Source organism: Hyphococcus sp. (assembly GCF_041986965.1).
In the GTDB taxonomy this organism is placed as follows: Bacteria; Pseudomonadota; Alphaproteobacteria; order Caulobacterales; family Parvularculaceae; genus Hyphococcus.
On the sequence record NZ_JBHIXB010000001.1, the window covers coordinates 1,515,677 to 1,527,500 of the forward strand.

The window sequence follows — 11,824 nt, forward strand, 5'->3', positions numbered from 1 at the left end:
GGTTTCAACGGTCTTTCAGGCGTTCCTCTTCATACTGGATGCCCCAGCCGATAATGAGTCGCCAAAGGGCTTCGGCCATTTCCGGCGGCATACCGGCGACTTCTGCGCGCGCCTTCACTTTTTCGATGACGTCACGGTTGCGCCAGGGAACCGAGGCTTCCGCCGCTGAGCGCTTGAAGACCCAGGCCTTGTCCACATAGGTCCAGCGTTCGGAAAGAAGATCGACCAGCGCCTGATCGACCCTGTCGATCTCGGCGCGAACGTCTTCCATCGTTTCGCAATCGGCGGCTTTTTTCATCTCTCTTCCCCTTGTGGCGGCGCCAGCATGGCAAGTCCCGTCTAGTTTCGCAAATCTCAATTATGCGTCGGCCTTTGCCTCTTCATAAGCTTCAAGCGCGGCGAGCCAATCCGCCTCCGTCCGGTCGATGGCGGCGACGAGGGCCGCGCGCTCCTTTTGCAGCTTTGTCGCGCGCTCCAGGTTTTTCTCATAAAGCCCAGGTTCTGCGAGCGCTTCATCCAGCCGGCCGAGCGTGTCGTTGAGCTTGTCCAGGCGCGCCTCGGCGTCTTCGGCGGATTTTTTGAGAGGCTGCAAGGCGCGCCGAGCGTCGGCGGCGTTCTTCCGGGCAATTTCCTTTTCATTGACGGCCGGCGGGCCGGTATTTTCCTTTGGCGCTGTCTTGTTCGCAGCGAGGACAAGCTCGCGATAGTCGGAAAGGTCGCCGTCATAGGGCGCCGCCTGGCCTTTATTCACGAGCCACAATCGATCGGCGACCGCAGAAGCGAGATGGGCGTCATGGGTGATAAGAAGGACCGCGCCCTGAAAATCGTTGAGGGCTTCGACGAGGGCTTCGCGCGCGCCCATATCGAGATGGTTCGTCGGTTCGTCGAGGATCAGGAGATGGGCGCCGTGAAAGGTGATGAGGCCAAGCAGCAAACGCGCTTTCTCGCCGCCCGACAATTTCTCGACTTTCGTATCGGCTTTTTCCGGTCCGAAACCTAGCTGCGCCGTCGCCGAGCGGGTTTCCGCTTCGGTGGCGTCGGGGATCAACTCACGCACATGATCATAAGCTGATCGTTTGGGCTTCAACTCGTCGAGCTGGTGTTGTGCGAAATAGGCGATCTGGAGTTTTTTGTGTTTGAAGATATTTCCGGCGAGCGGCGGCAACCGTCCGGACATGGCTTTCACCAGCGTCGACTTGCCTTCGCCATTGGGGCCGAGGATGGCGATGCGATCATCATGGTCGAGCCGCAGATTGACCTTTTTCAGGATCGGCTTTCCTTCCTCATAACCAAGGTCGGCGTCGACGACCCGGATGATCGGCGGCGCCATGGGTTTCGGATTGGGAAAATGGAAAGGGACTGTGCGTTCGGAAATTGGCTCTGCGACTTGTTCGAGCCGTTCGAGCATTTTGACCCGGCTTTGCGCCTGTTTCGCTTTCGACGCCTTTGCGCGGAACCGGTCGACAAAGGCTTGCATGTGGCGCCGCCGGGCTTCCTGTCGCGCTTTGAACGATGCGGCCTGCGCGCGCGCCTCCGCGCGCTTGCGCTCATAGCTGTCAAACCCGCCCGTATGAACGGAGAGCTTTCCGCCTTCGAGCGCCATGATGTGCGTGACAGCGTTATTCAACAGCGACCGGTCGTGCGAAATGATGACCGTCGTATAGGGATAGCGGCGAAGGTATGTCTCAAGCCAGATCGTACCTTCAAGGTCGAGATAGTTGGTTGGCTCGTCGAGGAGGAGAAGGTCGGGCGCTGAAAACAGAACTCCCGCCAAAGCGACGCGCATGCGCCAGCCGCCGGAAAATTCCGAACAGGCGCGTTTTTGATCTTCGGCCGAAAAACCAAGCCCTGACAGAATCGCGCCGGCCCGCGCTTCCGCCGAATGAGCGTCAATATCGGCGAGGCGGGTCTGGATCTCGGCGATGCGGTGCGGATCGGCGGCTGTTTCCGCCTCGGCGATCAGCGCCGCACGCTCCTTGTCCTGCTCTAGCACCGTTTCGATGAGAGATATGCCGGAGGAGGGCGCCTCCTGCTCGACAGAGCCCATGCGCCGGTTTTTGCGGATCGAGATTTCATCGCCGCCCGTATAGATCTCGCCCTTGATGATCCGGAAAAGGGTTGATTTGCCTGAGCCGTTGGCGCCGACAAAGCCGACTTTCCAGCCATCGGAAATCGCCGCCGTCGCCTGATCGAACAGGATGCGGCCTTCAATACTGTAACTAAGATCGTTCACATGCAGCATGGCGGGCGGCTTTTAGCCTCGCCATGGCGCAAGGGAAAGGGCTGAGGGGGGCTCTATTCGTTATTTGCTGCGGGGCATTTGTCTGCGCCCGCACGAAACTCGGCGACCTGCTCAAGCGGCGGCGCCGGATAGCGGTTCTGAAACGCTTCGCGGCCGCCGCTACTGAATGAAATCTCATCATAGCGATATGAATAAGTATTGCCCTTATGCGTGATCGTCGCGGCATAGGGCGCAGCGCGTCCCGAGGCGGTTTCGCGCCAGTCGCTATAGGCGACCTTGATCGGCGTTTCTTCGGGCAGGCTGAGGATCAGGCCGACAGGCTTGTCATCGTCACCGAGAATAACCGCTGCAGCGCCGCCTTGTGGATAGACGCCCTTGCGGCCGGCGTGAAGCTCGCCCTGAAAGGGAATATCATCTCTCTCCGTGACATCGGTCATGATGGTGTCGAAATCAAAGGCGAGGGCGTGGAATTGATGACCAAGGATAAAACGCCGTTCATCCTCTCCGCCCAATGCGGCGCCGTCATTTGTTTGGGTCCAGACGAAAGGTCCCTCGGTCACCATGAGCGCGGGCGTTTCGGTGATAAAACGCGCCGCTATTTCCGAAGGTGAGCGGTAATAGGTTTCCACACGATAGGCTGCGCCATATGACGTCGTCACCTCGGCGGTCGTAATGATCGTTTCACCGACGCAGGGTTGGTCCTGCGCGGCTGCTGGCGTTGAAATGTAAAAGGAGGTGACCGCCAGAAAGGCAGCGCTAAAGAACTGTAATTGCATGGATTGATTATCGTCCCTGCCGGGCTTTTAGGCAATCGATTTCACCACTGCGGGAGACAAAAAAGATAATCCGTGTGAATATTGTATTTTTCGTTCACTCCGTTGGCGTTCATTTGTGAAACATTTATTGCGGCTGCTTTTTTCAATTGAATAAAGCGCATTGAATTCCCAATTCTCAAAGGAAAAAGAGAGGAGGGAAAGCAATGTTTGGACGCATCATCAATATACTGACTATGCCGTTTCGGATGACGGGAAAATTGCTCAGGAGAGGCGTAAAGGATGCGCGTGCGGCCGGCCGCACGACAGCCAATGCCGGAGGCGCAATCATCGCCAGCGCCGCCGGAGCGGATCTTTTAGAAGAGGAATATCTTGAAGAGCCGCCTTCGGGCATCGAGGCGGCGCTGTTCAAACAATTGCCGCGTCCGCGGCTAACCGAAAAAGCGGCGTCGGAGCTGACCCTGGAACAGGCGGTCGGTTATGCGAGTGATGCGAAGTCGTTCTATCGCTTTGGGTTTCCAATATTCGCCCGCGGCGATTTTTTCTATGAAGAAGTAGAACAGGATTATCTGAATGCAGCGCTCGGGTTTGACAGGAACAGTATCGACAAACGGTTTCTTGAAGTGACGACTCTGTTTCGCAAGACCTTGAACGACAATACGCGCGCTATGCTGCTTTTTTGGCCGCCCTTGATGTTCGCGTTGTTTTTCGGCGCCGCCTATGTGTTGCAGCGGTCGGGTGCGCCAGCGCCTTTTGCGGTGCTTTTCAAACCGGCGAGCAACGCTTCCGTCTGGTTTGCGCTTGCCGCATTCGCGGGGCTCGTGGTCGCGTTCTTTGTTTACTCATGGCCTTACAAAGTCGTGCAGCAGCGAAACCTTTTAAATCTCGATAATTACATCACGTCGAAGTTCGCGCGCATCAACAACAACTTTCAGGTCGCCAAACGCCGCGCCCTTAATGTGGAGCGCGACAAGCGCATGGGTCAGCGAGAAGAGCTGAAAGATGAAGCAGGCTCGTGGACGCTCGCCTATCACTGGTTCGCCATGCGGCTTTTTCTGTGCGAACTGGTTTTGCGTAACAAGTTTTACCAGATGCGCCGGAACACGACCCTTTACTGGGTGGGAGGGCTGTTTTGCACAATCGCCGCGCTTTGTGCGCTGGGTGCTTTAATGGCGGTAGAGGGCGCTTCACTCCAATTGATTGTCGTCATGGCGGCCGCTGGGTTGGTCTATCTCACGCTCACGGCGGCGATCCTGCGTGGCGCCACATCAATGATGTTCCGGGTTGTGGAATCCAACGAGTGGAGCCGGTTTTACATCGCCGATCTGGACGCCACGATCCGCGACCATGTGGGTGAAGATAAATTGCAGATCGTCACTTTCCGCGACCGCAACCGAATGGAATAGCGCCGTGGGCCAGGCCGCCCCGGTCAGTGACCCTCGTGGCCGGCAGCGTCGATGCGCGAGCGCGCCTCGAACATCAAGGTGACGGGGGCGGCGTTTTCGAATTCGAGCGTAATTGCGGCTTCTTCACCCGCTTCGATTGGCGTATTGAGGCCGATCAGCATGATGTGCGCGCCGCCCGGGGCGAGCGCTGTCATCTCGTGAGCCGGTAAGGCGAGACCGCCCTCCGCCGGCGCCATGCTCGCAACGCCGTCTTCGCTCATCCGGGTCATGTGTATTTCTGCAGCGTCAGCGCCATCATAACGCGCAGCGACGAGCCGGTCGGCGGCGTCGCCGCCATTGCAAATCTCCACATAAGCCGCGCTCATCGGGCTGGCCTCGCCAGCGGCCCGTACCCAGGCGTTGCTGACAACGATTCCGTCGCCGCTGCAGGCCGCCGTCGTCTCCTGCTCGCCGCAGGCCGCAAGAAACGCGAGGGCGGCGAAGGGGAGGCTGCGAATTATGTGCATGATTGTGCTCCATATTCTGTGCGTCGGCGCCGCCCGAGGCGGTTGGCGCCCGCTGCGGATAGGGTTAAGACGGGCCAAAGTAAAGGACAAGAGCGTTATGGATGCCATCGAAGTCGCCCGCCTGCAGGAATATCTGCGCACCAAATTCAGCGTGCCGAATCTGACCGTGCGCGAGCGGCCCAACAAGGACGATTCAGCCGAGGTTTATTTCGGCGATGAATTCATTGGCGTCATTTTCCGTGATGATGAGGACGGCGACGTATCCTATGACTTCAATATGGCGATCCTCGAAATCGACCTGCCAGAACGGCCAGCCAGCTAAGAGGTGACCTTTGCCCGGGGCGCCAACGGGGTTTGTCGGAAGGCTGTCGGCTGAACGTCCCTTGCTTGCGTCGGGCGTGATGGCGCTTGGTCTCGCTGTCCTGTGCGTTCTTGGGGCGCGCAAATATCCCGGCGTCTTAAGTAGCGAGTTGATCCTGAATTTTTTGACGGCGGCGGGGCTGATTGTCTGCGCGCCCATGGCGCTTGCGGCGCTGACGCCGCAACGACCAGTGCTGCGGATCCTGTTTCTTGGGCTGATGGTCGTTTTGTGCGGGCTTTTGCTCTCCGCGGTCTTCGGTGGTTTAAGCGCGCCGCTTCCCTTTACGGCGCCCAAGGCGGCTGCGGGCGCCGCTGTCGGGCTCTTCGCTTTTTTCGCCGCCCTGGCGCCGTTGACGCGCAGCACCCTGCGGCTCGGCGGCGTCGGCCCCATCGCCGCCGCGACCGGCGTTGCGGGTGGGATCGGCTATCTGGCGCTCGACAATCTTTTATCTTCCCCTTTCAGCGGCGCCGCCTCAGCGATCGCCATGACCGCTGGCGTATGTGTCGGGGCGGGGGTCGGCGCCGATTACGCTCGCCATTTCGCGCGCGGGCTGACGCCGCAAACGGCCGCGGCCTCGGCGGGACATATGGCGATTGCGCCGGCGGCGTTTAGCGTGCTTGCCGCTGCGGCGTGGATGGTGGTGGTCACCTTCAAGGCCAATTACGGCATGATCGGTTGGCGCGACCTTGTGGGGGCGGGCGCGGAAGTCTTGCTTGCTTCCGCGTCGGCGCTTGTCTTCGCAACGGCTGCGCTCGCCTTGATTCGTCCGAGCGAGCAGGCGGCGGTTGAGGAAAATCGCCGCCGTCAGCGCTTCGCCGACAGTTGGCGGCCGTTTCGGCGGCGGCTTCCCGCGGCGACCGCATCCGCGGCGACGGCGATCGCCGGCGTCCTTGTTGTGGTCGCTCTTTTTGAAGTGGGGCTGGCGGAATCGGTGAGCCTTGGCGTCTTTCTCACCCTTATCCTAATTGCATCGGGACTTGCCTTCGTCTCGGTGCGCACGAGCATCCTCATCACTGCGTTGCTTTTCATCAGCACAGTCTTCGCCGGTTATGTCTATGCTGTCTTTGCGATGACGCCGCCGCCCATGGCTGAACGCTTCGCGGCGCTTACCTTGAGCGCGATAGCTTTTTCGCAATTGACCGTAAGCTGGCGCAATGCAGGCGATATCTGGCGCAACGCACGCGACATCGCCCAGAACGCCATGTGCGACGGGTTGCGCCGTTTCGCGGTGGCTTTCGGGGCGGGCGGCGCGGCAATGGTTGCCGCGGCCTATGCTTTTTCATGGGAGGCGGGGATTTCCGCCGCCGCTTATTTCGCGATTGTCGCCGGCATCGGGCTGTTTCTCGCGCCGTTCCTGATGGTGGCCTTGAGCGCTCAGTTCCAGCGTTACTGATTATTCGCCTGATGGTCGCGTCTGATCGAGTTCGGCGACGAACTCCTGCACGGCGGCGTCAAGGGCGCGCCATTCGGGCAGGTAAGGTCTCTTGAAGCGATAGCTCACTTCAATCGTGTCGCCATATTCATATTCGCGCCAGCATTCCGGGCTCGTAATCTCTTCCTTTTCCTTGAAGCAGAAGACAGACGCCGTTTTGCCTGCAGCGTCGGCGCCGACAAACAACTCCGTATCGGCATAGCCGTTTGTGGGCACGTTCGAGCGCTGGTCCTTGAAGGTGAATTTGGTGAGTTGATAGGGCGTTCTGATCCCGCGTGAGTCAACGGTCTGGGGAAGGTAGAGCCGGTCGAAACGCTCCGCCTCGGTAAAGGAGGAAGTGCGTTTGGAAATAACGATGTCGATGCGGCGCGTGTCCGGCGCATTTTCGATGAATTCCTTGCGCTGGGCGGGCGTGTAGCCGTTCATGGTCGGCCACAGAGCGTAGAGCACCACTTCGTCGCGGGCGCCGCCGCGCCGGGCGCGCGGATAAACGGTGAAATTGGCCGCCGGCGCGAACACGATGCCGCCGATCTCCACCCTCACAGGTTCTTCAGTGATCGCCGGGCTCGGCGTGTTGCCGGAAAAATCCTCCACGCTCGGGCCCACATAGTAATAGAGAAAAATGGCGCACAGGACGAGCGTCGCCAGAAAAATGCCCAGCGGATAGCGCCAGCTTGATTCCTGTTTGATTTCCTCGCCGCCGAAACCGTAGCCGTTACTCATGGATCCAGTCCTGTGTCTCGCAGAACGTCGTCATTAGCACGAGGCGGCCGGGAGTAAAATGGATGGCGGACGCGGCGAGCTTTAAAGCTCCGCCGCGTCCAGAAACCATGCGCCTAGAGCGCGTCAATCATCTCTGCGACGAGGGGGTGGCGCACCACATCCTCCCGGGTGAAGCGAATGGCGCTGACATTGTCGATATTTTCAAGTTTTTCCACAACATCGGCGAGGCCGGACATGCCGGGCAGGAGGTCGCTTTGCGCCGGGTCGCCGGTCACCACCATGGAGGAGTTCCAGCCAAGCCGTGTCAGCAGCATTTTGAGCTGGCCATAGGTGCAGTTCTGCGCCTCATCGATGACGATATAGGCGTTGTTGAGCGTCCGCCCGCGCATATAGGCGATCGGGGCGATCTCGATCACGCCTTCGGCCATGAGGGCTTTGAGGCGCTTGGACGATATGCGGTCGCATAAGGCGTCATAAAGCGGGCGAAGATAGGGAGAGAGTTTTTCCTCCATATCGCCGGGCAGAAAGCCGAGGCTTTCTCCAGCTTCAACAGCGGGCCTTGAAAGAATTATGCGTCTTACCGCGCCTGAGTCCAGCGCTTCGACGGCCTTGGCGATGGCGAGATAGGTTTTGCCTGTGCCGGCGGCGCCGCAGGCGAAAACGAGCGGGTCCTCGTCGATGGCGTCCAGCATTTTTTGTTGCGAGTCATTCTGTGCACGGATGTTCTTGCGGTATTTCTGATCGCTTTCGCCTCGGTTCGGACCCCGGTTCTGATTTTGGCGATCATATTTATTCTCGTCCATTGGGGACCACTGCGGCTCATCAAAGAGCCGGCGGACATTGGACTCTTCACCGTAATGCACATGCTCCTGCATGCGCCGCGCCGCGCGGCGCGCCGTGCGTTTGGCCATTTACGCCTCCAGATGACAAATATGGATGTGAAAAGGGCGAGCAAGCCGAAGTAGAATGAAGCTTATGGAGAAAGTTGCAGCGTGACAAAAACCCTGCGCCAGTCGCGCTAGATTGGGTCTCCGTTAAGCTGTTACACCGCATTCCGACGCCTAGTACTCCTTCGCCTGTAAGGGCTTTGAAGGGCGCTCCGCGAATCACTCGCTGATTTCACTATAACGCGTTTTTGCCGTAGCGCCGAAATTTTTTTGGGCGTCAGAAAAAATTCGTAATCGTTAATGCGCGGCTGAGTTGATGCGGGAGCTAGTGCTGCATCGTGCGAAAATGCGCAGCGGCGAGTTTGGCGTTTGGCTCCGGCGCGTAATTGCTCCAGGAGCTGCGGCCGCGCGAAGCGTCCACGACAAAAATGGATTCGCTGCCGCGCAGATAGGGCGCGATCGCATTGCGCACGCCGACAGCCGTCAATTCGCAGGTGACATGCCAGACATTGTCGGCAATCCGAAACGCAGGGCCAAGCGACATCATCGCAGCTTCAACGCGGCTTGCTGCGGCGCTGACCACATCGAAAATAACGACAAAATTTGCATCGCTCGTTTCCGTCGCCGTGTCGGCGCGCTTGGCGCGATTTTCTTTGACGGCTTTTGCCGGGACGGCGCCGTTCGTTTCAACATGCGGCGCCTCTTCACTGATGACATTGTCGCAATCGTTGCGCTTGCCAAAAGTCTTCAGCGACGCCTTGGCGGCGATGACCGGTGTTTCTTTACCAAAGAAGCTGGCGAAAACGATTTCGCGTTTCGCCTCGCGCCAGGTCTGTCCGCCAGCGGGCGAAACAAGCGACCAGGATGCGAGCCGCCCTTCATGCGCGAATTTACGCATTTGCTGGGTCGTGTAAGGTCCGTAGACCTTTTCTTGCACCTTAATGCACCAGTTCTCAGCCGTGAGCATCGGCTTTCCTCATTCGTTTCCGGCGCGCACGCCTTTCTTGCCGAAACGCTGAGCAAAACCCGCGCCAGTTGCATCAAATGTCTCCAATGGCTCGATTGCTGTGGTTTCCTCCACAACGTCGTCCATACGTTTCGCGCTCCCCGTAAAGACAACACCGACCCCTTTATCGTGGCGGCGGACCACTTTGGCGGTCATCCGTCCCAAAACGAGATGGGTTCCAAGCGGTGGGCGGGGAGAAATGTCGAGCGAGGCTCCGGTCAGGGAGATATCCATAATGGAACACTTCACTTCGCGACCGTCCTCGAGAAGGACAGTGGCGGGCGCATCCTGCTGGATGCGCGGGTTTGTGCGGCGGTCGGCGCCAGCGTGACGATTATTTATCGCCGAAGTGATGTTGTCAGCGATCTTGGCCTGCTTTGCGCGTCGTTTTGGATAGGTTACGGCGAAACTGTTATTGCTGGAGCGAACAACCTTGGCTTCGACGCGCCCGATCTGATCGATATAAAGCACAAGGCTTTGACCGAGAGAGGGCGGGAATTTCGTGCGCAACATGGCGCCGGCGGCGGAGATGTTGAGCACTTCCGCGGCGCATTCGACGCCTTTTTCTGTCAGGAACCGCGCTTTTACCGGCAGCTCGACGCGGCGATGTTTTCGCCGGTCGTCATGAGCGTCTGTGGATGCGCCATTTGAAGAGGGCGCGGCGTCTTGATCCGGTTTGGGGTTAACCATGGCCAGCCTGTGAGTTGAGGTCCTCAACGAAAGCTTACGGTCTGTTGGTGAACAAAGGTTTGCGCTGGAGAGGGGCCTTCGTTAATCATTTTTACCAAGTCCACCGCGAGCAGGCATGGAAACGCCGGAAACCACCCCAAGACGAAGCCGCTGGCCGTGGCTGGATGCGATTCCGAACCCGGTAGTCGCAATTGCGCTGGCTTTGTCCCTTGTCCAGGTGGGGATGGCGGCGGCGCCTGCTGGCGTTGTGCGGCGCATATGGCGCCTGGTGGAGGTGTCGCCGGCGCGGATCAATCATGCCGCGGAGGCCAGCGAGTGGATGGGGCTTGTTCGCCCGTATCTCGGCCACATGTTTTTTCACATTAACCTTCTCCACTATGTCGTGAACCTTGCCGCCATCATTGTTGCGGGGACGCTCATTTATCGTGAAATGCAGTCGAAGACGGCGCCGGGGAAAAGCGATCCCGCAGCAGCGTTCATTGCCTTTTTTCTCCTTTGCGGCATGGCCGGCGCCTTCGCTTTTGTGGCGCTGAACCCGAAAACCTACATGCCCATGATCGGCGCATCGGGCGCGGCGGCGGGGCTTTTTGGCGCGCTGGTCTTGATTGCTGCGCGCCGCGACTGGCCTGCGCTGCCGCTCGCAGGCGCAGCAAAAACAGTTTTCGTTATTGTCGCCATATCCGCCGCACTTCTAATCATCAACTTCGTCCTCTATGCGTTTTTCAATTTTGCGCTCGACTTTTTGCAAAGCAAAAAAATCATGCTGAGTCAGATTCCGGGATGGCGCAGGCAGCTTAATATCTGGCTCGGCGGCGCCAGCGCATGGCAAGCCCATGCGGGCGGCTATCTGTTCGGCCTCATAGCGTTCCCGCTTTTTGAGCGCATGGCGCGCGCATCAAGGTAAACGCTGGCGTTTTGGGCGCCGTTGGCGCTTGCGTCGCCAACCCTCCGGGTTCAGAATAAGCGGCAGGGAAGGAGGCGCTCATGAAAGCCAAACATATCCTTCAGTCCAAAGGCGCCGACGTTTTCGCCGTCAGTCCTGACGACACGATCGCCGCCGCTGTCGGCGTGCTCAACGACAAAAACATTGGCGCCGTTATCGTACAAGACTCGCGTGGAGAGGCCGTAGGCATCCTGTCGGAGCGCGACATTGTGAGACGTCTTGGTGAAAAAGGCGCAGAAGCGATCAATATGCGCGTCAGCGATTGCATGACGGGCGATCCTTACACTTGCGCGCCAGATGAGACGATTGATGATCTTATGGGGCGCATGACGGAAAAACGCATTCGCCATCTGCCGGTGCAGAGCGACGGCCGGATTATCGGCGTCATCTCTATTGGCGATGTGGTGAAGCGCAAAATCCAGGAAGCCGAACAGGAGGCGGCGGCGCTAAAGGAATATATCAATTCCTAAAGCATGCGGGCAATCGATAAGAGGGTTTATCGAGATCGTTATTTCTTGGTTGCTCATTGCCTAACCAAGATATTCAAGCGCGCTTTCAATCTGCGGGCGCGCGTCGTCGACCGCCTTGCGGCCAAGGGCGATCAATTCTTCGGCCTTGTCGAACTCGAGAAGAGAGATATGCCCCACCTGCGGCGTCACCAGAACGTCCGGCGGCTCGCCCGCAAGGCGTGAGCGGGTGACGCGGTCCATCAAAATATTGAACGAAGCGAGCATGACCGAACCGACGCCAGGCGCGCTTGCGGTTCCTTGAAAGAGCTTCGCAAAGCCGCCTTTCGCATCTTTGATGCCCGGATGCATTTCACCGAAGCGCGCTTTTCGTTGCGCAACGCCGAGA

General features: G+C 58.7%; 14 protein-coding genes (1 of these 14 only partly in view). 5 read left to right on the forward strand and 9 right to left on the reverse strand.

What is annotated here, in order from left to right:
- Window positions 1–4 precede the first annotated feature (4 nt).
- The 3 genes from ACFC5L_RS07620 to ACFC5L_RS07630 are packed head-to-tail and all read right to left on the reverse strand — an operon-like array spanning window position 5 to window position 3,018.
- Window positions 5–298: a chorismate mutase gene (locus ACFC5L_RS07620; protein ID WP_375200868.1), complete on the reverse strand. Its 294-nt coding sequence runs from the start codon at window positions 296–298 to the stop codon at window positions 5–7.
- A 60-nt stretch (window positions 299–358) separates the two neighbouring features.
- Window positions 359–2,242: an ABC-F family ATP-binding cassette domain-containing protein gene (locus ACFC5L_RS07625; protein WP_375200867.1), complete on the reverse strand. Its 1,884-nt coding sequence runs from the start codon at window positions 2,240–2,242 to the stop codon at window positions 359–361.
- Window positions 2,243–2,295: 53 nt separating this feature from the next.
- Entirely contained in the window at window positions 2,296–3,018 is a 723-nt protein-coding gene (locus ACFC5L_RS07630) for a hypothetical protein (protein WP_375200866.1), read from the reverse strand.
- Window positions 3,019–3,221: 203 nt separating this feature from the next.
- Between ACFC5L_RS07630 and ACFC5L_RS07635 the strand changes: the two genes are divergently transcribed.
- Complete coding sequence (locus ACFC5L_RS07635) at window positions 3,222–4,421, forward strand: hypothetical protein (RefSeq protein WP_375200865.1); 1,200 nt, start codon at window positions 3,222–3,224, stop codon at window positions 4,419–4,421.
- A gap of 23 nt (window positions 4,422–4,444) precedes the next feature.
- On the opposite strand, the gene ACFC5L_RS07640 is transcribed toward ACFC5L_RS07635, so the two are convergent.
- A complete protein-coding gene (locus ACFC5L_RS07640; protein ID WP_375200864.1) occupies window positions 4,445–4,927 on the reverse strand; it encodes a copper chaperone PCu(A)C in 483 nt (160 codons plus the stop codon).
- A 97-nt stretch (window positions 4,928–5,024) separates the two neighbouring features.
- Here ACFC5L_RS07640 and ACFC5L_RS07645 point away from each other — a divergent pair, with 97 nt between their 5' ends.
- Both ACFC5L_RS07645 and ACFC5L_RS07650 read left to right on the forward strand, forming a co-directional pair.
- The gene (locus ACFC5L_RS07645) at window positions 5,025–5,249 is read left to right on the forward strand and encodes a DUF3126 family protein (RefSeq protein ID WP_375200863.1); all 225 of its coding nucleotides are present in this window, start codon (window positions 5,025–5,027) and stop codon (window positions 5,247–5,249) included.
- A 10-nt stretch (window positions 5,250–5,259) separates the two neighbouring features.
- A complete protein-coding gene (locus tag ACFC5L_RS07650) occupies window positions 5,260–6,681 on the forward strand; it encodes a hypothetical protein (protein ID WP_375200862.1) in 1,422 nt (473 codons plus the stop codon).
- On the opposite strand, the gene ACFC5L_RS07655 is transcribed toward ACFC5L_RS07650, so the two are convergent.
- The 4 genes from ACFC5L_RS07655 to ACFC5L_RS07670 form a co-directional block, all read right to left on the reverse strand.
- Window positions 6,682–7,443 carry a hypothetical protein gene (locus ACFC5L_RS07655; protein WP_375200861.1) on the reverse strand — a complete coding sequence of 254 codons (762 nt, stop codon included), beginning with the start codon at window positions 7,441–7,443 and terminating at the stop codon, window positions 6,682–6,684.
- A 113-nt stretch (window positions 7,444–7,556) separates the two neighbouring features.
- Window positions 7,557–8,354, reverse strand: a complete 798-nt coding sequence (locus ACFC5L_RS07660; protein ID WP_375200860.1) for a PhoH family protein — start codon at window positions 8,352–8,354, stop codon at window positions 7,557–7,559.
- A 301-nt stretch (window positions 8,355–8,655) separates the two neighbouring features.
- The gene (locus tag ACFC5L_RS07665) at window positions 8,656–9,297 is read right to left on the reverse strand and encodes a GYF domain-containing protein (protein WP_375200859.1); all 642 of its coding nucleotides are present in this window, start codon (window positions 9,295–9,297) and stop codon (window positions 8,656–8,658) included.
- A 9-nt stretch (window positions 9,298–9,306) separates the two neighbouring features.
- Window positions 9,307–10,026, reverse strand: coding sequence for a PilZ domain-containing protein (locus tag ACFC5L_RS07670; RefSeq protein ID WP_375200858.1), 720 nt, complete (start codon window positions 10,024–10,026; stop codon window positions 9,307–9,309).
- A 115-nt stretch (window positions 10,027–10,141) separates the two neighbouring features.
- Here ACFC5L_RS07670 and ACFC5L_RS07675 point away from each other — a divergent pair, with 115 nt between their 5' ends.
- On the forward strand, window positions 10,142–10,930 hold the full coding sequence (locus tag ACFC5L_RS07675; RefSeq protein WP_375200857.1) for a rhomboid family intramembrane serine protease: 789 nt from the start codon (window positions 10,142–10,144) through the stop codon (window positions 10,928–10,930).
- A gap of 80 nt (window positions 10,931–11,010) precedes the next feature.
- Window positions 11,011–11,439 (forward strand): CBS domain-containing protein, encoded by a 429-nt coding sequence (locus ACFC5L_RS07680; protein ID WP_375200856.1) that lies wholly within the window; start codon window positions 11,011–11,013, stop codon window positions 11,437–11,439.
- Window positions 11,440–11,499: 60 nt separating this feature from the next.
- Here ACFC5L_RS07680 and ACFC5L_RS07685 read toward each other — a convergent pair whose 3' ends face one another.
- Window positions 11,500–11,824, reverse strand: partial view of a patatin-like phospholipase family protein gene (locus ACFC5L_RS07685; protein ID WP_375200855.1) — the final stretch only. 665 nt of this gene lie beyond the right edge of the window; the window shows 325 of its 990 coding nt (coding positions 666–990); the start codon falls outside the window, past its right edge; its stop codon occupies window positions 11,500–11,502.